This window comes from Ramlibacter tataouinensis TTB310 (genome assembly GCF_000215705.1).
Taxonomy (GTDB): domain Bacteria; phylum Pseudomonadota; class Gammaproteobacteria; order Burkholderiales; family Burkholderiaceae_C; genus Ramlibacter; species Ramlibacter tataouinensis.
Genome location: NC_015677.1, coordinates 3,795,042 through 3,818,575, shown reverse-complemented (window position 1 = coordinate 3,818,575; position 23,534 = coordinate 3,795,042). Strand labels below are relative to the sequence as shown.

The 23,534-nt window shown below is 66.3% G+C and carries 19 protein-coding genes and 2 tRNA genes; 19 read left to right on the top strand and 2 right to left on the bottom strand.

Going from position 1 to position 23,534, the window contains the following annotated elements; all coding sequences use genetic code 11:
• Positions 1-45: 45 nt before the first annotated feature.
• The 17 genes from tuf (at position 46) to RTA_RS21480 (ending at position 19,542) form a co-directional block, all read left to right on the top strand.
• The gene (gene tuf / locus RTA_RS18295) at positions 46-1,236 is read left to right on the top strand and encodes an elongation factor Tu (protein ID WP_013899627.1); all 1,191 of its coding nucleotides are present in this window, start codon (positions 46-48) and stop codon (positions 1,234-1,236) included.
• 6 nt (positions 1,237-1,242) lie between these two features.
• Positions 1,243-1,318, top strand: a tRNA-Trp gene (locus tag RTA_RS18290).
• A gap of 110 nt (positions 1,319-1,428) precedes the next feature.
• Positions 1,429-1,809, top strand: a complete 381-nt coding sequence (secE, locus tag RTA_RS18285; protein ID WP_013902921.1) for a preprotein translocase subunit SecE — start codon at positions 1,429-1,431, stop codon at positions 1,807-1,809.
• Between the two features lie 2 nt (positions 1,810-1,811).
• Entirely contained in the window at positions 1,812-2,411 is a 600-nt protein-coding gene (gene nusG / locus RTA_RS18280) for a transcription termination/antitermination protein NusG (protein WP_013902920.1), read from the top strand.
• 165 nt (positions 2,412-2,576) lie between these two features.
• Positions 2,577-3,008, top strand: a complete 432-nt coding sequence (gene rplK, locus RTA_RS18275; protein ID WP_013902919.1) for a 50S ribosomal protein L11 — start codon at positions 2,577-2,579, stop codon at positions 3,006-3,008.
• Complete coding sequence (rplA, locus tag RTA_RS18270; RefSeq protein ID WP_013902918.1) at positions 3,009-3,710, top strand: 50S ribosomal protein L1; 702 nt, start codon at positions 3,009-3,011, stop codon at positions 3,708-3,710. It begins immediately after the preceding gene.
• Positions 3,711-3,971: 261 nt separating this feature from the next.
• A complete protein-coding gene (rplJ, locus tag RTA_RS18265; RefSeq protein ID WP_013902917.1) occupies positions 3,972-4,484 on the top strand; it encodes a 50S ribosomal protein L10 in 513 nt (170 codons plus the stop codon).
• Positions 4,485-4,519: 35 nt separating this feature from the next.
• Positions 4,520-4,897, top strand: coding sequence for a 50S ribosomal protein L7/L12 (gene rplL, locus RTA_RS18260; protein ID WP_013902916.1), 378 nt, complete (start codon positions 4,520-4,522; stop codon positions 4,895-4,897).
• Between the two features lie 283 nt (positions 4,898-5,180).
• The gene (gene rpoB, locus RTA_RS18255; protein WP_013902915.1) at positions 5,181-9,293 is read left to right on the top strand and encodes a DNA-directed RNA polymerase subunit beta; all 4,113 of its coding nucleotides are present in this window, start codon (positions 5,181-5,183) and stop codon (positions 9,291-9,293) included.
• Between the two features lie 19 nt (positions 9,294-9,312).
• Positions 9,313-13,539 carry a DNA-directed RNA polymerase subunit beta' gene (gene rpoC / locus RTA_RS18250; RefSeq protein WP_013902914.1) on the top strand — a complete coding sequence of 1,409 codons (4,227 nt, stop codon included), beginning with the start codon at positions 9,313-9,315 and terminating at the stop codon, positions 13,537-13,539.
• A gap of 78 nt (positions 13,540-13,617) precedes the next feature.
• The gene (locus RTA_RS18245; protein ID WP_013902913.1) at positions 13,618-14,178 is read left to right on the top strand and encodes a LemA family protein; all 561 of its coding nucleotides are present in this window, start codon (positions 13,618-13,620) and stop codon (positions 14,176-14,178) included.
• Entirely contained in the window at positions 14,175-15,524 is a 1,350-nt protein-coding gene (gene rsmB, locus RTA_RS18240) for a 16S rRNA (cytosine(967)-C(5))-methyltransferase RsmB (protein WP_013902912.1), read from the top strand. Before RTA_RS18245 ends, rsmB begins: the two co-directional genes overlap by 4 nt.
• A 52-nt stretch (positions 15,525-15,576) precedes the next feature.
• On the top strand, positions 15,577-16,104 hold the full coding sequence (locus tag RTA_RS18235) for a DUF4390 domain-containing protein (protein WP_013902911.1): 528 nt from the start codon (positions 15,577-15,579) through the stop codon (positions 16,102-16,104).
• A complete protein-coding gene (locus RTA_RS18230) occupies positions 16,101-18,398 on the top strand; it encodes a sensor histidine kinase (RefSeq protein WP_013902910.1) in 2,298 nt (765 codons plus the stop codon). Before RTA_RS18235 ends, RTA_RS18230 begins: the two co-directional genes overlap by 4 nt.
• Before the next feature lie 35 nt (positions 18,399-18,433).
• Complete coding sequence (locus RTA_RS18225) at positions 18,434-19,156, top strand: response regulator (protein WP_013902909.1); 723 nt, start codon at positions 18,434-18,436, stop codon at positions 19,154-19,156.
• 17 nt (positions 19,157-19,173) lie between these two features.
• Positions 19,174-19,249: transfer RNA gene (locus RTA_RS18220), tRNA-Phe, on the top strand.
• Positions 19,250-19,272: 23 nt separating this feature from the next.
• The gene (locus RTA_RS21480) at positions 19,273-19,542 is read left to right on the top strand and encodes a DUF6538 domain-containing protein (RefSeq protein ID WP_013902908.1); all 270 of its coding nucleotides are present in this window, start codon (positions 19,273-19,275) and stop codon (positions 19,540-19,542) included.
• Here RTA_RS21480 and RTA_RS20855 read toward each other — a convergent pair.
• Positions 19,520-20,275 (bottom strand): hypothetical protein, encoded by a 756-nt coding sequence (locus RTA_RS20855; RefSeq protein ID WP_143763006.1) that lies wholly within the window; start codon positions 20,273-20,275, stop codon positions 19,520-19,522. The genes RTA_RS21480 and RTA_RS20855 overlap by 23 nt on opposite strands.
• Positions 20,276-20,651: 376 nt before the next feature.
• On the opposite strand from RTA_RS20855, the gene RTA_RS18215 reads away from it, so the two are divergent.
• Together RTA_RS18215 and RTA_RS18210 are read left to right on the top strand one after the other, a co-directional pair.
• Positions 20,652-21,065, top strand: a complete 414-nt coding sequence (locus RTA_RS18215; RefSeq protein WP_143763005.1) for a histidine phosphatase family protein — start codon at positions 20,652-20,654, stop codon at positions 21,063-21,065.
• A 5-nt stretch (positions 21,066-21,070) separates the two neighbouring features.
• Positions 21,071-21,760: a hypothetical protein gene (locus tag RTA_RS18210; protein WP_013902906.1), complete on the top strand. Its 690-nt coding sequence runs from the start codon at positions 21,071-21,073 to the stop codon at positions 21,758-21,760.
• Positions 21,761-22,216: 456 nt separating this feature from the next.
• Here the strand turns inward: RTA_RS18210 and RTA_RS18205 are convergent, their stop codons facing one another.
• Positions 22,217-23,518 (bottom strand): MFS transporter, encoded by a 1,302-nt coding sequence (locus RTA_RS18205; RefSeq protein WP_013902905.1) that lies wholly within the window; start codon positions 23,516-23,518, stop codon positions 22,217-22,219.
• Between the last annotated feature and the right edge of the window lie 16 nt (positions 23,519-23,534).

Sequence of the window (23,534 nt, the reverse complement as noted above, 5' to 3'; positions counted from 1 at the left end):
GATTGATGAAGACCGTCTAGTTACTTTTTTCGGAAGGCGAAAAAAATGGCAAAAGGAAAATTCGAGCGCACCAAGCCGCACGTGAACGTGGGCACGATCGGGCACGTGGACCATGGCAAGACGACGCTGACGGCGGCGATCACGACGGTGCTGTCGAGCAAGTTCGGCGGCGAAGCCAAGGCGTACGACCAGATCGACGCGGCGCCGGAGGAGAAGGCGCGCGGCATCACGATCAACACCGCGCACGTGGAGTACGAGACGGCCAACCGCCACTACGCGCACGTGGACTGCCCGGGCCACGCCGACTACGTCAAGAACATGATCACCGGTGCCGCCCAGATGGACGGCGCCATCCTGGTGTGTTCCGCTGCCGACGGCCCGATGCCCCAGACGCGCGAGCACATCCTCTTGGCGCGCCAGGTGGGCGTGCCGCACATCATCGTGTTCCTGAACAAGTGCGACATGGTGGACGACGCCGAGCTCTTGGAGCTGGTCGAGATGGAAGTGCGCGAGCTGCTGACCAAGTACGAATTCCCCGGCGACGACACCCCGATCATCCACGGCTCGGCCAAGCTGGCGCTGGAAGGCGACAAGGGCGACCTGGGCGAGAAGGCCATCATGAAGCTGGCCGAGGCGATGGACACGTACTTCCCGACGCCCCAGCGCGCGGTGGACGGCGCGTTCCTGATGCCGGTGGAGGACGTGTTCTCCATCTCCGGGCGCGGCACGGTGGTGACCGGGCGCGTCGAGCGCGGGGTGATCAAGGTGGGCGAGGAAATCGAGATCGTGGGCATCAAGGCCACCCAGAAGACCACCTGCACGGGCGTGGAGATGTTTCGCAAGCTGCTGGACCAGGGCCAGGCCGGCGACAACGTGGGCATCCTCTTGCGCGGCACCAAGCGCGAGGACGTCGAGCGCGGCCAGGTGCTGTGCAAGCCTGGCAGCGTCAAGCCGCACACGCACTTCACCGCCGAGATCTACGTGCTCTCCAAGGACGAGGGCGGGCGCCACACGCCGTTCTTCAACAACTACCGCCCGCAGTTCTACTTCCGCACCACGGACGTGACGGGCGCCATCGAGCTGCCCAAGGACAAGGAGATGGTGATGCCCGGGGACAACGTGTCCATCACCGTCAAGCTGATCGCCCCCATCGCCATGGAAGAGGGCCTGCGCTTTGCCATCCGCGAGGGCGGCAAGACCGTCGGCTCGGGCGTCGTCGCCAAGATCATGGAATAAGGCCACAGGGGTATAGCTCAATTGGCAGAGCGTCGGTCTCCAAAACCGAAGGTTGTAGGTTCGATTCCTACTGCCCCTGCCACCTAGGTGGCGCCACTTCCCGCCGTGAGGCGGGCCTCACCAACCCGCCGAGCCCCGGCGGGTTTGGCGTCTGAAAAGACGCAGTGAATTTGAAGCAGGAAACAGCCGTCCATGGCCAGTTCTCAAGTTGAAACCGTCAGCACCGGCGCCGACAAGGCCAAGCTGGCTGCCGCCGTCGCCCTCGTGGTGGCGGCCGTGGTCGGCTTTTACCTGCTGGCGCGCCAGGGGCAGATCGCCCAGTGGGGCGCGCTGCTGGTCGGGCTGGCCGCCGCCGTCGTGGTGTTCCTGACCTCCGAGCCGGGCAAGGAATTCGTGGCCTTCGGCCGCGACGCCTGGCGCGAGGTCAAGAAGGTGGTGTGGCCCACCCGCAAGGAGGCCGGCCAGATGACGGCCTACGTGTTCGCCTTCGTGGTGGTGATGGCGCTGTTCCTGTGGCTGACCGACAAGACCCTGGAGTGGGCGTTCTACGACCTGATCCTGGGGTGGAGGTAATCATGAGCGATACCGATCCGGCCCAGGCCGTACCCGCCGAGCCGTCCGTACCGGCCAAGCCGGTCAACCCGGACCTGCGCTGGTACGTGGTCCATGCCTACTCGGGCATGGAAAAGGCCGTGGAGCGCAACATCCGCGAACGCATCAACCGCGCCGGCATGCAGGACATGTTCGGCGAGATCCTGGTGCCCACCGAGGAGGTGGTCGAGATCAAGAACGGCCAGAAGCGCACGTCGGAGCGCCGCTTCTACCCCGGCTACGTGCTGGTGCAGATGGTGATGAACGACGACACCTGGCACCTGGTCAAGCACACCAACAAGGTGACCGGCTTCGTCGGCGGCGCCAAGAACCGCCCGGCCCCGATCTCCGAGGACGAGGTCGCCAAGATCCTGGGCCAGATGGAAGAGGGCGTGGAGAAGCCGCGCCACAAGGTCGAGTTCGTGGTGGGCGAGTATGTGCGCGTCAAAGAGGGTCCGTTCACCGACTTCAACGGCACGGTCGAGGAAGTCAACTACGAAAAAAGCAAGGTCCGCGTGTCGGTGACCATCTTCGGTCGCGCCACGCCGGTCGAGCTGGAGTTCTCCCAGGTCGAGAAGACCTAACCGAAATACCGGTTCGGCAGGAGAGGCGGCACGCTGCCTCCTTCCGCCGGCCGGACTTCACCGGTGCCCGCCAGCTCGGCGCCGGAGCGAAGGAAGCCCAGAGCTGTCAACCCCCGGGGAGCCAGGCAGAAAGCCTGGCGCTATCACCCGCAAGGAGTAAAAAACATGGCGAAGAAGATCGTCGGTTTTGTCAAGCTGCAAGTGCCGGCTGGCAAGGCCAACCCGTCGCCCCCGATCGGCCCTGCGCTGGGCCAGCGCGGCCTGAACATCATGGAGTTCTGCAAGGCGTTCAACGCGCAGACCCAGGGCGTCGAGCCGGGCCTGCCGCTGCCGGTGGTGATCACCGCCTACGCGGACAAGAGCTTCACCTTCATCATCAAGACGCCGCCGGCGACCACCTTGATCAAGAAGGCGATCAAGCTCGACAAGGGTTCGTCCAAGGCCCACAGCGACAAGGTCGGCAAGATCACCCGGGCCCAGCTCGAGGAGATCGCCAAGACCAAGATGAAGGACATGAACGCCGCCAGCCTGGACGCCGCCGTGCGCACCCTGGCCGGTTCGGCCCGGTCCATGGGCGTGAACGTGGAGGGCGTGTAAATGGCCAAGCTGACCAAGAAGCAAAAAGCCCTGCAGGGCAAGGTCGACAGCAACAAGCTGTACCCGCTCTCCGACGCGCTGACCATGGTGAAAGAAGCCGCGACGGCCAAGTTCGATGAATCCATCGACGTCGCCGTGCAGCTGGGCATTGACGCCAAGAAGTCCGACCAAGTCGTGCGCGGCGCGGTCGTGATGCCCAACGGCACCGGCAAGACCAAGCGCGTGGCCGTGTTCGCCCAGGGTGCCAAGGCCGAGGAAGCCAGGGCCGCCGGCGCCGACATCGTCGGCATGGACGACCTGGCCGCCAAGGTCAAGGCCGGCGACATGCCGTTCGACGTGGTGATCGCCGCCCCCGACGCGATGCGCGTGGTCGGCACGCTGGGCCAGATCCTGGGCCCGCGCGGCCTGATGCCCAACCCCAAGGTGGGCACCGTGACGCCCGACGTCGCCACGGCGGTGAAGAACGCCAAGGCCGGCCAGGTGCAGTTCCGCGTGGACAAGGCGGGCATCGTGCACGCCACCATCGGCCGTCGCTCGTTCGACGCCGACAAGCTGCGGGGCAACCTGGCGGCGCTGGTGGACGCGCTGAACAAGGCCAAGCCGGCCACCAGCAAGGGCATCTACCTGCGCAAGCTGGCGGTGTCCTCGACCATGGGCGTGGGTGTCCGCGTGGACACCCAGACCCTGGCGGCCCAGGCGTAAGCCAAGGAATTCCGGCCGGCCCGCAAGGCCGGCCGGCGTGGTGGGCTGCCGGTGCCCGCAAGGGAACCGGCAGGCCATCCAGGACCGTTGGCGCGGGGCGACCCGCTTAATCGAGGAGTCAGGAGGTCGCCTCCGGCTCCGAGCCAACGCAGATGGCGATCCCGCTGAGACGGAATTGAAAAGTTTCTGAACAGTTGGTCGCTGCAAGAAAGGCGTGCCGTGGAGGTGCAAACCGAAGCGGCGCATTGGAAGGAGTAGACCTTGAGTCTGAATCGCAGTGAGAAGCAAGCGGTCATCGATGAGGTGACCGGGCTCGCCGCCAAAGCTCAAACGCTGGTGATGGCGGAATACCGCGGCATCACGGTCGCCGACATGACGAAACTGCGCAACGACGCGCGCAGCAAGGGCGTGAACCTGAGTGTTCTGAAGAACACCCTGGCCCGCCGTGCTGTGGCCGGCAGCAGTTTCGACATCGTCAGCGAGCAGATGACCGGCCCGCTGATCTATGGCTTCTCCGTGGATGCCGTGGCCGCCGCCAAGGTGGTGGCCGATTTCGCGAAGACCAACGACAAGCTGGTCATCCGCGGCGGCGCTTACGGAGGCAAGGCCCTGGACGTCAACGGCGTGAAGCAGCTGGCCAGCATTCCCAGCAAGGAAGTGCTGCTGGCCCAGCTGTGCGGGCTGTTGAAGTCGCCGATCTCCCGCACCGCCGTGGTGCTGGGTGCGCTGGCGGCGAAAAAAGGCAAAGCGACCACCGAAGCAGCCGCTGCCTGAGCGGCGGCATTGAACCCAACTGAAGGAAAACTGAAATGGCATTCGACAAAGACGCATTCCTGACCGCGCTGGACAGCATGTCGGTCATGGAACTCAACGACCTGGTCAAGGCGATCGAGGAGAAGTTCGGCGTGAGCGCTGCCGCCATGGCCGCGCCCGCCGCCGGCGGTGGCGGCGCCGCCGCTCCGGCCGCCGAAGAGAAGACCGAGTTCACCGTGCAGCTGATGGAAGCCGGCGCCAACAAGGTGTCCGTCATCAAGGCCGTGCGCGAGATCACCGGCCTGGGCCTCAAGGAAGCCAAGGACCTGGTGGACGGCGCGCCCAAGGCCGTCAAGGAAGGCATCGCCAAGGCCGACGCCGAGGCTGCCAAGAAGAAGCTGGAAGACGCCGGCGCCAAGGTCGAGCTCAAGTAACTCGTCCCTGGCCCAAGGCTGGAGCGTCCTGCAAAGGGCCTCCAGCCTTTGGTGCTTATTGAGGCGTGGCCTGAACGCACCCGAAAAAACTGGTCCAATACGCGGTTCCCCCCAGTTTTTTCGAGTGTCTTCTGACCCGACTGCAGAAGACGCCTTGGTTCGGGCCGTGTGCAATGCACGGCCGTCCGCCATGGTTGGTAGTGGCCAACCCACCAAGCAACGCCGAGCCTTCGCCAGGGGCCGGCGCGACAGTTGCGCAAGAGCTCATTAGCCCGGAGATCTCATGGCCTATTCCTATACCGAACGCAAGCGCATCCGCAAAAGCTTCGGCAGCCGCGACAGCGTGCTGGAAGTCCCCTACCTGCTCCAGATGCAGAAGGACGCTTACACCGCCTTCCTGCAGGCCGACATGGCACCCCAGAAACGCACCATCGAAGGCCTCCAGGCCGCCTTCGATGCCGCCTTCCCCATCGTCTCGCACAACGGCTTTGTCGAGATGAAGTTCATCGAATACAACCTGGCCAAGCCCGCGTTCGACGTGCGCGAGTGCCAGACCCGCGGCCTGACCTATGCCTCGGCCGTGCGCGCCAAGGTCCAGCTGATCATCTACGACCGCGAGTCCTCCACGCCCCAGTCCAAGGTGGTCAAGGAAGTGAAGGAGCAGGAAGTCTACATGGGCGAAGTGCCGCTCATGACGGACAAGGGCTCGTTCATCATCAACGGCACCGAGCGCGTGATCGTCTCGCAGCTGCACCGCTCGCCCGGCGTGTTCTTCGAGCACGACAAAGGCAAAACGCACAGCTCGGGCAAGCTGCTGTTCAGCGCCCGCATCATCCCGTACCGCGGCTCCTGGCTGGACTTCGAGTTCGACCCCAAGGACGTGCTGTACTTCCGCGTCGACCGTCGCCGCAAGATGCCGGTCACCATCCTGCTCAAGGCCATCGGCCTGACGCCCGAGTCCATCCTGGCGAACTTCTTCGTCAACGACAACTTCCGCCTGATGGACAGCGGCGCGCAGATGGAGTTCGTGCCCGAGCGCCTGCGCGGCGAGGTGGCCCGCTTCGACATCACCGACAAGTCCGGCAAGGTCGTCGTGGCCAAGGACAAGCGCGTCACCGCCCGCCACACCCGCGAGCTGGAGCAGAGCGGCACCACGCACATCAGCGTGCCCGAGGACTACCTCGTCGGCCGCGTGGTGGCGCGCGCCATCGTCGACCAGGACACCGGCGAGATCATCGCCAAGGCCAACGACGAGCTGACCGAGGCACTGCTGAAGAAGCTGCGCGCCGCCGGCGTGCAGGACCTGCAGGTCATCTACACCAACGAGCTCGACCAGGGCCCGTACATCAGCCAGACGCTGCGCATCGACGAAACGGTGGACGAGTTCGCCGCCCGCGTCGCCATCTACCGCATGATGCGCCCCGGCGAGCCGCCGACCGAGGACGCGGTGCAGGCCCTGTTCCAGCGCCTGTTCTACAACCCGGACACCTACGACCTGTCGCGCGTGGGCCGCATGAAGTTCAACGCCAAGGTCGGGCGCGACGAGAGCACCGGCCCCATGGTCCTGACCAACGAGGACATCCTCGCCGTGGTCAAGATCCTGGTGGACCTGCGCAACGGCCGCGGCGAAGTGGACGACATCGACCACCTGGGCAACCGCCGCGTGCGCTGCGTCGGCGAGCTGGCCGAGAACCAGTACCGCACCGGCCTGGCCCGCATCGAGAAGGCCGTCAAGGAGCGCCTCGGCCAGGCCGAGCAGGAACCGCTGATGCCGCACGACCTGATCAACTCCAAGCCGATCTCCGCGGCGCTCAAGGAGTTCTTCGGCGCCTCGCAGCTGTCGCAGTTCATGGACCAGACCAACCCGCTGTCCGAGATCACGCACAAGCGCCGCGTCTCGGCCCTGGGCCCGGGCGGCCTGACGCGCGAGCGCGCGGGCTTCGAGGTGCGCGACGTGCACGTCACGCACTACGGCCGCGTCTGCCCGATCGAGACGCCGGAAGGCCCCAACATCGGCCTGATCAACTCGCTGGCCCTGTACGCCCGCCTGAACGAGTACGGCTTCATCGAGACGCCGTACCGCCGGGTGGCGGACGGCAAGGTCACCAACGAGATCGACTATCTGTCGGCCATCGAGGAGGGCAAGTACGTCATCGCCCAGGCCAACGCGGCGCTGGACAAGGAAGGCCGCCTGACCGGCGACCTGGTGTCCGCCCGCGAGCGCGGCGAATCGGTGCTGGTGACGGCCGACACCATCCAGTACATGGACGTGTCGCCGGCGCAGATCGTGTCGGTGGCCGCCTCGCTGGTGCCCTTCCTGGAGCACGACGACGCCAACCGCGCGCTGATGGGCGCCAACATGCAGCGCCAGGCCGTGCCGGTGCTGCGTCCCGAGAAGGCCTTCGTGGGCACCGGCATCGAGCGCGTCTCCGCGGTCGACTCCGGCACCGTGGTCACCGCCACCCGCGGCGGCGTGGTCGACTACGTCGACGCCACCCGCATCGTGGTGCGCGTGAACGACGAGGAAGCCGCGGCCGGCGAGGTCGGCGTGGACATCTACAACCTGATCAAGTACCAGCGTTCCAACCAGAACACCAACATCCACCAGCGTCCCATCGTCAAGCGCGGCGACAAGATCGCCAAGGGCGACGTGGTGGCCGACGGCGCCTCGACCGACCTGGGCGAGCTCGCGCTGGGCCAGAACATGCTGGTGGCGTTCATGCCCTGGAACGGCTACAACTTCGAGGACTCGATCCTGATCAGCGAGCGCGTGGTGGCCGATGACCGCTACACCTCCATCCACATCGAGGAGCTGGTGGTGATGGCGCGCGACACCAAGCTGGGCGCCGAGGAGATCACCCGCGACATCCCCAACCTGTCCGAGCAGCAGCTCAACCGCCTGGACGAGAGCGGCATCATCTACGTGGGCGCCGAGGTCATGCCGGGCGACACGCTGGTGGGCAAGGTCACGCCCAAGGGCGAGACCACGCTGACGCCGGAAGAAAAGCTGCTGCGCGCCATCTTCGGCGAGAAGGCCTCCGACGTGAAGGACACCTCGCTGCGCGTGGACCAGGGCTCGCAGGGCACGGTCATCGACGTGCAGGTGTTCACCCGCGAGGGCATCCAGCGCGACAAGCGCGCCCAGCAGATCATCGACGACGAACTCAAGCGCTTCCGCCTGGACCTGAACGACCAGCTGCGCATCGTCGAGGCCGACGCGTTCGACCGCATCGAGAAGCTGCTGACCGGCAAGGTCGCCAACGGCGGCCCGCAGAAGCTGGCCAAGGGCACCAAGATCGACAAGGCCTACATGGCGTCGATCGAGAAGTACCACTGGTTCGACATCCGGCCCGCAGACGACGAGGTGGCTTCCCAGCTGGAATCGATCAAGAACTCGATCGAGCAGCAGCGCCACAGCTTCGACCTGGCCTTCGAGGAGAAGCGCAAGAAGCTGACCCAGGGCGACGAGCTGCCGGCCGGCGTGCTGAAGATGGTCAAGGTCTACCTGGCCGTCAAGCGCCGCCTGCAGCCCGGCGACAAGATGGCCGGCCGCCACGGCAACAAGGGCGTGGTGTCCAAGATCGTCCCGGTCGAGGACATGCCCTACATGGCCGACGGCACGCCGTGCGACATCGTGCTCAACCCGCTGGGCGTGCCTTCGCGCATGAACGTGGGCCAGGTGCTGGAAGTGCACCTGGGCTGGGCCGCCAAGGGCATCGGCCAGCGCATCGGCGACATGCTGCAGCAGCAGGCCCGCGCGGCCGAACTGCGCAGGTTCATGGACGAGCTGTACAACAAGTCGGGCCGCAAGGAAGACCTGGCCAAGCTGGCGGACGCCGACGTGCTGGAGATGGCCGGCGAGCTGGCCAAGGGCATCCCGTTCGCGACCCCGGTGTTCGACGGTGCTTCGGAAGAAGAGATCCGCCGCATGCTGCAGCTGGCCTTCCCGGAGGACGTGGCCAAGGCCAAGGGCCTGACCGCGACGCGGACCCAGGCGCATCTGTACGACGGCCGCACCGGCGACCAGTTCGAGCGCCCGGTCACCGTGGGCTACATGCACGTGCTCAAGCTGCACCACCTGGTGGACGACAAGATGCACGCGCGCTCGACCGGCCCGTACTCGCTGGTCACGCAGCAGCCGCTGGGCGGCAAGGCGCAATTCGGCGGCCAGCGCTTCGGCGAGATGGAGGTGTGGGCGCTGGAGGCCTATGGCGCCGCCTACACGCTGCAGGAGATGCTCACCGTCAAGTCCGACGACGTGCAGGGCCGCACCAAGGTGTACGAGTCCATCGTCAAGGGCGAGCACGCCATCGACGCCGGCATGCCGGAGTCGTTCAACGTCCTGGTCAAGGAGATCCGCTCCCTGGGCCTGGACATGGAACTCGAGCGTTCTTAAATCAGAAGGGATTGAGTCAATGAAATCGCTACTCGACCTGTTCAAGCAATTCACGCCGGACGAGCATTTCGATGCCATCCGCATCGGCATGGCCTCGCCCGAGAAGATCCGCTCGTGGTCTTTCGGCGAGGTGAAGAAGCCCGAGACCATCAACTACCGCACCTTCAAGCCCGAGCGCGACGGCCTGTTCTGCGCCAAGATCTTCGGGCCCATCAAGGACTACGAGTGCCTGTGCGGCAAGTACAAGCGCCTGAAGCACCGCGGCGTGATCTGCGAGAAGTGCGGCGTCGAAGTCACGCAGACCAAGGTGCGCCGCGAGCGCATGGGCCACATCGACCTGGCCGCGCCCTGCGCCCACATCTGGTTCCTGAAGTCCCTGCCTTCGCGCCTGGGCCTGGTGCTGGACATGACGCTGCGCGACATCGAGCGCGTGCTGTACTTCGAGGCCTATGTCATCACCGACCCCGGCATGACCCCGCTGAAGAAGTTCGGCATCATGTCCGAGGACGACTTCGAGGCCAAGCGCAAGGAATACGGTGACGAGTTCGTCGCCAAGATGGGCGCCGAGGGCATCAAGGACCTGCTGATGGGCATCGACCTCGACATCGAGATCGAGAAGCTGCGCGGCGACCTGACCGGCTCGGAAGTGAAGGTCAAGAAGAACGCCAAGCGCCTGAAGGTGCTGGAGGCCTTCAAGAAGTCCGGCATCAAGCCCGAGTGGATGGTGATGGACGTGCTGCCCGTGCTGCCGCCGGACCTGCGTCCGCTGGTGCCGCTGGACGGCGGCCGCTTCGCGACCTCCGACCTGAATGACCTGTACAGACGCGTGATCAACCGCAACTCGCGGCTGCGCCGGCTGCTGGAGCTCAAGGCTCCCGAGATCATCGCGCGCAACGAGAAGCGCATGCTGCAGGAAGCCGTGGACAGCCTGCTGGACAACGGCCGCCGCGGCAAGGCGATGACGGGCGCCAACAAGCGCGCTCTGAAGTCGCTGGCCGACATGATCAAGGGCAAGAGCGGCCGCTTCCGCCAGAACCTGCTGGGCAAGCGCGTCGACTACTCCGGCCGTTCCGTCATCACCGTGGGCCCGACCCTCAAGCTGCACCAGTGCGGCCTGCCCAAGCTGATGGCACTCGAATTGTTCAAGCCCTTCATCTTCAGTCGCCTGGAGGCCATGGGCATCGCCACGACCATCAAGGCGGCGAAGAAGGAAGTCGAATCCGGCACCCCGGTGGTGTGGGACATCCTGGAAGAGGTCATCAAGGAGCACCCGGTCATGCTGAACCGGGCGCCCACGCTGCACCGCCTGGGCATCCAGGCGTTCGAGCCCATCCTGATCGAAGGCAAGGCGATCCAGCTGCATCCGCTGGTGTGCGCGGCCTTCAACGCCGACTTCGACGGCGACCAGATGGCCGTGCACGTGCCGCTGTCGGTGGAAGCGCAGATGGAAGCCCGCACGCTGATGCTGGCCTCCAACAACGTGCTGTTCCCGGCCTCGGGCGAGCCGTCCATCGTGCCGTCGCAGGACGTGGTGCTGGGCCTGTACTACACCACCCGCGAGAAGATCAACGGCAAGGGCGAGGGCATGATCTTCGCCGATGTCGGTGAGGTGCAGCGCGCGCTGGATGCGCGCGAGGTGGAGCTGACCACCCGCATCGCCGTGCGCCTGACCGAGTGGAACAAGGACAAGGCCAGCGGCGAGTTCACCTCGTCCACCTCTCTGGTGGACACCACCGTGGGCCGCGCCCTGCTGTCGGAGATCCTGCCCAGGGGCCTGCCCTTCTCCAACATCAACAAGGCGCTGAAGAAGAAGGAGATCAGCAAGCTGATCAACGTCAGCTTCCGCCGCTGCGGCCTGAAGGAGACCGTGGTCTTCGCCGACAAGCTGCTGCAGAACGGCTTCCGCCTGGCCACCCAGGCCGGCATCTCGATCGCCATCGACGACATGCTGGTGCCGCCGCAGAAGGCCAGCATCATCGAGCGCGCCGAGGCCGAGGTGAAGGAGATCGCCCAGCAGTACGCCTCGGGCCTGGTGACGGCCGGCGAGCGCTACAACAAGGTGGTGGACATCTGGGGCAAGGCCGGTGACGAGGTGTCCAAGGTCATGATGGCCCAGCTGGCCAAGGAGAAGACCACCGACCGCAACGGCAAGGACGTGGACCAGGAGTCGTTCAACTCCATCTACATGATGGCCGACTCCGGCGCCCGCGGCTCGGCCGCCCAGATCCGCCAGCTGGCGGGCATGCGCGGCCTGATGGCCAAGCCGGACGGCTCGATCATCGAGACGCCGATCACGGCCAACTTCCGCGAAGGCCTGAACGTGCTGCAGTACTTCATCTCCACGCACGGCGCCCGCAAGGGCCTGGCCGACACGGCGCTGAAGACCGCGAACTCCGGCTACCTGACGCGCCGCCTGGTCGACGTGACGCAGGACCTGGTCGTGACGGAAGAGGACTGCACCACCCAGGAAGGCTCGCTGATGCGCGCCATCGTCGAGGGCGGCGAGGTCATCGAATCGCTGCGCGACCGGATCCTGGGCCGCACCGCCGCCGAGGACGTGCTGCACCCCGAGACCCGCGCCACCCTCGTGCCGGCCGGCAACATGCTGGACGAGGACGCCATCGAGGAGCTCGAGGCGGCCGGCGTGGACGAGGTGAAGGTCCGCACCGCGCTGACCTGCGCCACCCGCTTCGGCCTGTGCGCCCGCTGCTACGGCCGCGACCTCGGCCGCGGCGGCCTGGTGAACGTGGGCGAGGCGGTGGGCGTGATCGCCGCACAGTCCATCGGCGAGCCCGGCACGCAGCTGACCATGCGCACCTTCCACATCGGTGGCGCCGCCTCGCGCGCCGCCATCGCCTCGAGCGTGGAAGCCAAGTCCAACGGCGTGATCGGCTTCAACAGCACGATGCGCTACGTGACCAACTCCAAGGGCGAGCTGGTGGTGATCGCCCGTTCCGGCGAGGTCGTGATCCACGACGAGCACGGCCGCGAGCGTGAACGGCACAAGGTGCCGTACGGCGCGACGCTGACGGTGAAGGCCGACCAGCAGGTCAAGGCCGGCACCATCCTGGCCAACTGGGACCCGCTGACCCGACCCATCATCACGGAATTCGCCGGCAAGGTGAAGTTCGAGAACGTGGAGGAGGGCCTGACGGTCGCCAAGCAGGTGGACGAGGTCACCGGCCTGTCCACGCTGGTGGTGATCGACCCCAAGCGCCGCGGCTCGGCCAAGGTCGTGCGTCCGCAGGTGAAGCTGGTGGATGCCTCCGGCAACGAGGTGAAGATCCCCGGCACCGACCACTCGGTGACCATCGGCTTCCAGGTCGGCGCCCTGATCCAGGTGCGCGACGGCCAGGACGTGGGCGGCGGCGAGGTGCTGGCCCGCATCCCGATCGAGGGCCAGAAGACCCGCGACATCACGGGCGGCCTGCCGCGCGTGGCCGAGCTGTTCGAAGCCCGCTCGCCCAAGGACAAGGGCGTGCTGGCCGAGATGACCGGCACCGTGTCGTTCGGCAAGGAGACCAAGGGCAAGATCCGCCTGCAGATCACCGACCCGGAAGGCGGCGTGCACGAGGAGCTGGTGCCCAAGGAGAAGAACATCCTGGTGCACGAAGGCCAGGTGGTCAACAAGGGCGAGTCGGTGGTCGATGGCCCGGCGGACCCGCAGGACATCCTGCGCCTGCTGGGCATGGAGGAGCTGGCGCGCTACATCGTCGACGAGGTGCAGGACGTCTACCGCCTGCAGGGCGTGAAGATCAACGACAAGCACATCGAGGTGATCGTGCGCCAGATGCTGCGCCGCGTCGTGGTCGAGAACCCGGGCGAGTCGGGCTACATCGCCGGCGAGCAGGTCGAGCGCTCGGAGATGCTGGACACCAACGACCGGCTGCGCTCCGAGGACAAGATCCCGGCGACCTACAGCAACCTGCTGCTGGGCATCACCAAGGCTTCGCTGTCGACCGACTCGTTCATCTCCGCGGCCTCCTTCCAGGAGACCACCCGCGTGCTGACCGAGGCGGCGATCATGGGCAAGCGCGACGAGCTGCGCGGGCTGAAGGAGAACGTCATCGTCGGCCGCCTGATCCCCGCGGGCACCGGCATGGCCTACCACCAGGCCCGCAAGGCCAAGGACGCGATGGACGAGGCCGAGCGCCGCGCCATCGCCGATGCCGAGGCCGCCGAGCTGGCCGCGGTGGGCGAGGCTGCCGGTGCTTCCGAAGCCAGCGAGGGTGCCGCCGCCGAGTAATCGGACGCTCCTGAATCCATAGCGCCCTGTGTCCGCCGCAAGCGGGCCAGGGCGCTTTTTTATTCATAATCGGCGCTGATGACCTCTTCTTCCCCCCTGCTGTGGTGGGCCGCGGCGGCGCTGCTGCTGTTCTGGTCTGTGGGTGCTTACAACCGGCTGGTGCGGCTGCGCTCCGAGGCCAAGCAGGCCTTCACGACGCTGGACGACGAGCTGCTGCGCCATGTGCGGCTGGTCGAGGCCTGCCTGCCCGAAGGCGAGACCCAGCCGGCCTCGCTGTTCGAGGGCGAGAACCAGCCTTCGTTCTGGGCCGGCCTGCGCGGCGCCGCCGGGCAGCTGCTGGCCTCGTTGGCCGCCGCGCGCCAGCGCCCGCTGGATCCCGACCGCATCGCCGCCCTGGTGGCGGCCGGCGACGTGCTGGCCACGGCCTGGGAACGGGCCGAGCGCGACGACGCGCACGACCTGGCGGGCCCGAGCCTGCCCGAGACGCTGACCTCCACCCGGGCCCAGCTGGTGGCGCAGTCCGCCGCCGCGGCCGACCACTTCAACCAGGCCGTGGCCCGCTACAACGCGGCCATCGGCCAGTTCCCGGCGCTGCTGCTGGCCTGGCTGTTCGGTTTCAAGCCGGCGCGCGGCCTATGAACACCCCGGGCACGGCGGTGCCGCTGTGGCGGCAGCTGCAGGCCACCGCTTCCGTGATCGAACAGGTGCGTGCCGGCACCTCGGCCACCCCGGCCCTGGCCGCGGTGGAGCCCGCGCTGCGTGCCGGCGTGCAGGCCCTGGCCTTCCAGACCATGCGCCAGCTGGGCCGCGCCGAGGCCTTGCGCCGGCGCCTGGCCCCCCGCACGCCGCCGCCGCCGGCCGATGCCCTGCTGTGCACCGCGCTGGCCCTGTGCTGGCGGGCGGAGGATGCGCCCTACGAGGCCTTCACGCTGGTGGACCAGGCCGTGGAGGCGGCCAAGCGCCATCCCGCCACGCGGGGGCAGACGGGCTTCATCAATGCCTGCCTGCGCCGCTTCCTGCGCGAGCAGCCGGCGCTGGTGGCAGCGACCGACAGCGAGCCGGTGGCGCACTGGAACCACCCGCGCTGGTGGATCGAGCGGCTTCGTCACGACCATCCGCGCCACTGGCAGGCCATCCTGCAGGCGGCCAATACCCAGCCGCCGATGACGCTGCGGGTCAACGCGAGGAAGTCCACGCCAGCGCTGCTGCTGCAGGCCTGGGCCGCGATGCAGGTGGAGGCACGGCCGGTCGGCGAGCACGGGCTGGTGCTGACCCGGCCGCGGCCGGTGCACGAGGTCCCGGGCTTCGACCAGGGCCAGGTCTCGGTGCAGGACGCGGCGGCCCAGCTGGCCGCGCCGCTGCTGCTGCGCGAACTCGATGGCATGCGGCCGCTGCGCTTGCTGGACGCTTGTGCCGCGCCGGGTGGCAAGACGGCCCATCTGCGGGAGCTGGCCGGCGACGAGGCGGAACTGATCGCGCTGGACGTGGACCCGGCGCGCTGCGAACGCATCCGCGAGACCCTGGCCCGGCTGGGGCTGGCGGCGCAGGTGGTGGCGGCGGATGCGGCCGAGCCGTCCGCCTGGTGGGACGGCCAGCCCTTCGACGGCATCCTGCTGGATGCGCCCTGCACCGCCTCGGGCATCGTGCGGCGCCACCCGGACGTGCGCTGGCTGCGCCGGGAAGCCGACGTCGCCCGCCTGGCCGCCCTGCAGGCGCGCCTGCTGGACGCGCTGTGGCCGCTGCTGCGGCCCGGCGGGCGGCTGCTCTACTGCACCTGCTCGGTGTTCCGCGCCGAGGGCGAAGCCCAAATCCAGTCGTTTGTTGCGCACAACACCGACGCTGCTTTGCGGCCCGCGCCCGGGCATTTAATTCCCCAAACCGGGGCAAACCCGGACCCCCTCCGGGACAATCTTCCGGGTGACCATGACGGGTTTTTCTACGCGCTGCTGGAGAAAAGACGGCAGCCGGGCGGCCGCCTGGGCTGAGCGGGTACTCCAACTCGTCCTGGCCGTCCTGTGCCTGGGGTGGCCGCCGGCGTTGCGGGCCGAACCCCTGGAGATCGACCAGGTCGAGCTGGCGCGCACCGAAGAGGGGCTGCTGCTGTCGGCCAGCCTGCGCCTGGAGCTGCCGCCGGCCGCCGATGAGGCCCTGTCCAAGGGCATCCCGCTGTTCTTCGTCGCCGACACCGTGCTGCTGCGCGAGCGCTGGTACTGGTACGACCAGGAGATCGCCTCGGCCGAGCGGCACCTGCGCCTGTCCTACCAGCCGCTGACTCGGCGCTGGCGCCTGGTGGCGTCCAACGGGCCGATCGGCAACCCCGGCCTGGCGCTGGGCCAGACCTTCGACACGCGCGAGGAGGCGCTGGCCGCGGTGCAGCGCATCTCGGGCTGGAAGATCGCCGAACCGGGCGAAGCCCAGCCCGACCGGGCGTACACCGTCAACTTCAGCTTCCGGCTGGACGTGTCGCAGCTGCCGCGGCCGTTCCAGATCGGCATCGCCGGCCAGCCCGAGTGGAACCTGTCGGCGGCGCGCAGCCTGCAGCTGCCGGCCAGGGGCGGCCGATGAGCACCGGTTCGGTCACGGCGCGCCCGCGCGGCCTGCTGCGCAACTCGCGCGCGGTGCGCTGGGCGCTGGCGGTGGGGGTGGCCGCCATGGTGGGCATCGCCATCGTGGTGCTGTTCCTGCTGGCCCAGTCCACCAACAACCGCGAGCTGTACGAGCGCAACTACGGCCGGCTGTTCGTCATCAACATGGTGGTGGCCGGCGTGCTGCTCAGCGTCATCGGCTGGGTGTTCGTGCGGCTGCTCTCGCGCCTGCGCCAGGGCAAGTTCGGCAGCCGGCTGCTGATCAAGCTGGCGGCCATCTTCACCCTGGTGGGCTTCGCGCCGGGCCTGCTGATCTACGTGGTGTCCTACCAGTTCGTCTCGCGCTCCATCGAGAGCTGGTTCGACGTCAAGGTGGAGGGCGCGCTGGACGCCGGCCTCAGCCTGGGCCGCTCGACGCTGGACGTGCTGGCCAACGACTTCGCGGCCAAGACGCGCAACGCCGCCACGCAGCTGGCGGACACGCCCAATGCCACGGCGCCGCTGGTGCTGGAGCGGCTGCGCGAGCAGCTGTCGGCCAACGACGTGATCCTGTGGAGCGCCACCGGCCAGCTCATCGCCAGCGCCGGCCAGTCGCGCTTCCAGCTCAATCCCGAGCGGCCGAGCGCGTACCAGCTGCGCACGGTGCGCAGCCAGCGCAGCCTGGCCGTGATCGAGGGGCTGGACGAAACGACGACGCCCAACACCCCCAACGCCCGCATCAAGGCCATCGCGGTGGTGTCGGCATCCGGCCTGGGGCTGCTGGGCGAGCCACGGGTGCTGCAGGCCACCCAGGTGCTGCCGCCCACGCTGGTGGCCAACGCCCTGGCGGTGCAGGAGGCCAACCGCGAGTACCAGGAGCGCGCGCTGGGCCGCGAGGGCCTGCGCCGCATGTACATCGGCACCCTCACGCTCAGCCTGTTCCTGGCGGTGTTCGGCGCCATCCTGCTGGCCGTCATCCTGGGCAACTCGCTGGCGCGGCCACTGCTGCTGCTGGCCGAAGGCGTGCGCGAGGTGGCCGAGGGCGACCTCTCGCCCAAGCCGGCGCTGCAGGGCCGCGACGAGCTGGAAGGCCTGACCCGCTCCTTCGCCGACATGACGCAGCAGCTGGCCGACGCCCGCCGCGCCGTCGAGAAGAGCATGGGCCAGGTGAATGCCTCGCGGCTGCACCTGCAGACCATCCTGGACAACCTGACCGCCGGCGTCATCGTGCTGGACACGCAGGGGCGCATCCAGTCGGCCAACCCAGGCGCGACACGCATCCTGCGCGTGCCGCTGGCCGCCCAGCAGGGGCGGCCGCTGGCCGAGGTCGAGGGGCTGGAGGCCTTCGGCGCGGCCGTGATGGCGCGCTTCGACGAGTACATGGACGAGCGGCTGCAGCACGGCCTGGACCACTGGCAGCAGTCGTTCGAGCTGAACCCGCCGCAGCCCGGCTCGCCTACCCCCAGCAGCAACGCCATCACCCTGGTGGCGCGCGGCGCCGAGATGCCGTCGGACGTGCCGGGCCGGCAGGCGCACCTGCTGGTGTTCGACGACATCTCCGAGATCGTCTCGGCCCAGCGCGCCCAGGCCTGGGGCGAGGTGGCGCGCCGGCTGGCGCACGAGATCAAGAACCCGCTGACGCCCATCCAGCTGTCGGCCGAGCGGCTGGAGATGAAGCTGTCGTCCAAGGTGGCCGAGCCCGAGCGCGCCCTGCTGGCCAAGGCGGTGCACACCATCGTCGACCAGGTCGACGCGATGAAGCGGCTGGTCAACGAGTTCCGCGACTATGCCCGGCTGCCCGCGGCCGAACTCAAGCCGCTGGACCTGAACGCGCTGGTGGCCGACGTGCTGCACCTGTACGGGCGCGAGGCCGCCGCCGGCGAATCCGGCGCGGCCCACCACGTGCCGGTGCAGATGCAGCTGGACCCGCAGGCCCCGCGCGTCCTGGGCGATGCCATGCAGCTGCGCCAGGTGATCCACAACCTGCTGCAGAACGCGCAGGACGCGACCGAGGGCGCCGCGCGGCGCGAAGTCGTCATCCGCACGCAGTGGAACGAAGCGGCGCGGCGCGTGCGCCTGATCGTGCAGGATTCGGGGCCGGGCTTCCCGGAGAACATCCTCAAGCGGGCCTTCGAGCCCTATGTCACGACCAAGTCCAAGGGCACGGGGCTGGGCCTGGCGGTCGTGAAGAAGATCGCGGACGAGCACGGCGCGCGCATCGATCTGAAGAACCGCGTGCTGGACGGGGTTCCTGCGGGGGCCCAAGTGTCGTTATCATTTGCAGTTGCGGCGTAACAACAAGCTTCACGCGCGGGAGCTCGCAGTCAAACATGGCAAACATCTTGGTGGTCGACGATGAACTGGGCATTCGGGACCTGCTGTCCGAAATCCTCAACGACGAGGGCCACCACGTCGAGCTGGCCGAGAACGCGGCCCAGGCCCGCGCCGTGCGCCAGCGCCTACGGCCCGACCTGGTGCTGCTGGACATCTGGATGCCCGACACCGACGGCGTGACGCTGCTCAAGGAGTGGTCCACCACCGGGCTGCTGTCCATGCCGGTCATCATGATGAGCGGCCACGCCACCATCGAGACGGCCGTCGAGGCCACCAAGATCGGCGCGCAGTCCTTCCTCGAAAAGCCCATCACCATGCAGAAGCTGCTCAAGGCGGTGGAGCAGGGCCTGTCGCGCACCCCGCCGGCGCCCGTGGGCTTGCGCAAGCCGGGTCCGGTGGGCACCACGTCCATGGCCGTCGCCGCCGCGGCGCCGGCGGCCGAGCTCACCGTCGAGGCCGCGATGATGGGGGGCCAGACCCTGCCGCCGGTGGTGGAGATGGGGCCGCAGGCGCGCCAGCTGTTCGAGCTCGACAAGCCGCTGCGCGAGGCGCGCGACGAGTTCGAGAAGTCGTACTTCGAGTTCCACCTGGCCAAGGAAGGCGGCTCCATGACCCGCGTGGCCGAGAAGACCGGGCTGGAGCGCACCCACCTGTACCGCAAGCTCAAGCAGCTGGGCGTGGACCTGTCGCGGGGCAAGCGCGCTGCCGCTGCCGGCTGATATAATTTCCGGCTCACGGCCCGGTAGCTCAGTTGGTAGAGCAGCGGATTGAAAATCCGCGTGTCGGTGGTTCGATTCCGCCCCAGGCCACCAGAACGCCAAGCCCTTGATCTGTAATGGATCAGGGGCTTTTTGCTTCAAGGCGTACTTCGTTTATCCGCTGGTTCCAGCACCCCATGTCGGGGGTCTACTACACCCGACGCAGGGTGCCTCGGGAGCTACGGCCCGCCCTCGGGTACGAGTACAAGAAGTCTCTTGGCACCCGTGATCCGGCCGAAGCCACGCGCCTGCACGCTGAGGAGTGGCTCAAGTGCGAGGCCCTCTTTGCTCGGGCACGCGCCCAATCCGTCGGTTTCGCGCTGCCTAAAGCTCGTCCTCTTGCGTGAGGATTAGGTCAATTTGAGCCTTCATCCGCTGCTTGTCTGCCTCGTAGAGAACAGAAGGGATGACTAGCCACGCACGCCTGCCGCCAGTCAAGCGCACCGGAATGCGATCGTGACCGGCATCCTCCGCGGGCACATGCAGCGGCAGAGAGCTAGGCGCGGCTTGGGTCACTGGCGAAGGAGGGGCTATCGGAGGCGTTCCGGCGCTGATGACCTCTGCGGGTTCGTCCTCGACAGGCGCAGGCGCGGCGTCAGCGGGCGCGTCAAACACGCCCGCAAAGGCGACCGATCTCTTGAAGACACCAACGACGCTCTCCGCGCTCCCTGGCAGGAATCCGCGCTGAATGAGCTCATAACGCATGTTCCCATCCGAGGGAAGTCCGCTCTGATAGCGATCGAGTAGCTCGGCAAAAAGAGGTGGGGTGGCCAGAAATCGCACCAAGAATGAGCGTTTTAGCTCTTCGTTGGGGGCGAATCTGTACGCTTCAACCTCCTTCGTAACCGCGAAGAGGCCCTCCTTCGGCCGGTCAAGCAGCCCGTAGTACCTCAGCGAAGCGAGTGCTGACAGCGCGTTCCCGTTGTTCGCATTCTTGTATCCCATGTGCTGGGCTACGACATCCGACGGGGCTGGGTGCAGTCGCTCTTTCTCGTAGACCCGGAAGGCTCTATCAAGCGCCTCATCAAGGGCAATTGAAGGAGCGCGTGGACTTTTCTTGCGGGGTTGTTCAACTGCCATAAGGGCCTCCTGAGCGGCAATCCTTGGAGCATAAGGGTTGTTATACGCTCCGACAAGGCGAATGCGTTATACGTCTAACGTCTCTCTGAAACGAAATTTTGCCGTGGAGACAGCAGACCATTGATTTTTAAGAAAAATATTGAAAAATCACAGCGCATTTCATGTTTCATGAAACAAGAAACAAATGCAGAATCGGCCAGAATTACACTGTTTTCGGCATTCATGAAACGAGAAACCGTTTCCACATTAATATTGGTGCTTAATGATTACTATCAGGCAAACCACCCTGAAACCGCAGGACCTGCTCGTCGCACTAAAGCTCGCAGTGAACCCCACCCGCGACTACCTCTTGGTTGAGCTATCGAGAGAATTGAGCATGCCGCTCTCTGTCGTTCACGGGTGCATACAGAGAGCTGAACTCGCAAAGCTCGTAAGCAGAGCCTCCGGGTCGATCCGGCCACTGCGACCTGCCGTCAAGGAGTTCGTGATCCATGGAGCCAAATACGCCTTCCCCGCCCAACTTGGCAGCTCTACGCGCGGCGTGCCCACGGCAATAGGCGCCCCAGTGCTCGCCAGCCACTTTGAGAAGGTGGAGGTGCCCCCTGTTTGGCCCTCGCCAATGGGCACGCACTGGGGTGTCTCAGTGCCGCCTCTTCATTCGGCCGTGCTGAGCGCCATCGAACAGGACAACCCCCTGTACGACGCGCTCTCGTTGCTTGACGCGTTGCGTGTTGGCGCTGCGCGTGAGCGGGAGATCGCGCTAAGAGAACTGGAACTTAGGTTTGGATGAGAGCAATGGACGACCCTAACCTAGCAGCCGTCGAATTGGTCGCAGCAGCACTCGGCCCGTTGTGCGCCGAGCTCGTTCTGATCGGCGGCTGTTCCGTCGGGCTTCTGATCACGGATGCAGCGCGTCCTCCTGTTCGCCAAACGATAGACGTTGACCTCGTCGCGCAAGTGGCATCGATAGGGGACTACTACGCGGGGCTTCACCCGAAACTCAAGGAGCGTGGATTCGCTGAGTGCGCCGACGCTGACCACATCTGCCGATGGGCAAAGGGCAAACTCATCGTCGATGTCATACCGAGCAAGGACATCTTCGGGCACTCCACGAACATCTGGTACGAGCAAGTCATTCATCAGGCCAACACGGTGACTCTCAGTACGAAGCAGGAAATTCGCGTCATCTCGGCCCCGCTGTTCATCGCAACCAAGTTGGAATCGTTCGGCAGCAGAGGCAAAGGGGACTACCTTCACCACGACATGGAAGACATCATCAACGTGATTGACGGGCGAGTCGAGCTCGTTGCGGAAGTGAAAGCGTCCGACCAACTCGTCAGAGGCTTCATCGAGGACGAAGTGGAGAGCCTGCTAGCTGACCCAATGTTCTTGGAGCAGCTACCGGGCCACTTCCAAGCAGACCTCGCCAGCCAAGCGAGAGTGCAAATCGTGGTTCAGCGCCTTCGATCCGTGGCAGGCATCTGAGCGCAGGTACGCAACATTGGTACGCTGGACCGCGAACCAAGAGGGAATTTCCCTTTGAGAACAGAGGGTTGGCGGGGGTCTGGCGCGTGTCGGTGGTTCGATTCCGCCCCAGGCCACCATCTTTCCTGCTCAAGCGGTTCCACTGAAGCTCAAGGTCCTTGAAAATCAAGGACCTAGCCTGAAAAGGCGGCTCAGGCGGTCTCGTCAAATCCCACCAAATCCCGCATTTGCGTGTACCCACGCAGGTACTCAGACTGTGTTCCATCAACAGTCATTTTTCTGGGTACCACAATGGGACGTCTTAACGATCTGAAGATCAAGTCCGCAAAGCCGCGCCACAAGGAATACCTGCTGGCCGACGGCGAGGGCCTCTACCTTCGCGTGAGGCCTACTGGCAAAGGCATGGGCCTTCCGCTATCGGACCGGCCCCGAGGAAGTAAAACTCAGCCTTGGCGCCTATCCGACTGTCTCGCTGGCTGAAGCACCGCGCAGCATGGGGAGCACGAAGAGCATCGACAGCAGCAGGAATCCGCCGAACACGGCAATGGACGGGCCCAAGCCAAAGTTCTGCTTGACCGGGCCCATGATGGACGGGCCGAGTGCGCCGCCAAGGTTGCCCACCGAGTTAATGAGGGCGATCGCAGCAGCTGCGCCTGCCGCACCCAGCCTGGGCGTAACGCAGCCCCAGAAGACCGGGAAACTCGCCTGGTAGCAGACCGCTCCGACGCCGATGGCCAGCACGGCAATCAAGGGGCGGGTGGTGGTGAAGGCTGCGAGCAGGAACGCGGCTGCACCGGTGGCCAGCAGGATGAGCAACGCTCTCTCTCGCTGTCCGGTCGCGTCCACCATCGCTGCGATGGCAACCATGCCGATGGTGGCGGCAAGCGAGATGCCGGCATAGGTGGCGCCGATCCCGCGCAGGTCTGTCCGAAGAAGGTCTTGCATGAATTGCGGTCCCCAGATGCCGACGGACACGGCCGTGGCGATCAGGAAGAACGAGCAGAGCGTCGGGGCCCAGATGCCTGGCTCCTTGAGTGCGATGCGCAGTTCCTCGCGCCACGGAGGCGGCCGCCTGACCTCGCCCACGGCGCCCTGCAGGAGCGCGCGCTCCGAGTCCGTGAGCCACTTCGCGACCGCAGGCTTGTCGTCCAGGATCAGCAGGGCAATGAAGCCAAAGCCCAGGGCGGGCAGTCCTTGCACGATGAAGAGCCACTGCCATCCGGCCAACCCGGCCGCGCCTCCCAGGCCGACCACGATGACCGCCGAGAGCGGGCCGATGATGATGCCCGAGATGGGGATCGCCAGCATGAAAAGCGCCATGTATCGGGTTCTCCGCGCAACGGGGAACCAGTAGGTGAGCAGCAGAACGACGCCGGGGAACAAGCCGGCCTCGCCGACGCCCAGGAGGAAACGCAGGACGTAGAACTGGGTCGGCGTTTCGACGAATGCAGTGGCGGCGGCGATGGGGCCCCAGATCATCAGGATCCTCGCGATCCATCGCCGCGCCCCGACTCGGGCCAGGATCATGTTCGACGGTACTTCAAACAGGAAGTAGCCGATGAAGAAGATGCCTGCACCGAGCCCGAAGACCACGTCGGAAAACTCCAGCGCCTGCTGCATCTGCATCTTCGCGAATCCGACGTTCACCCTGTCGATGATCGACACGATGAAGCACACCAACAGGAATGGCAGGTAGCGCAGCGCGACCCGATTAAGCAGTCGGTTCAGAGGAAGCTGGCCCGCGGTCTCGTTGTTCATGTCATCTCCTGGTGGG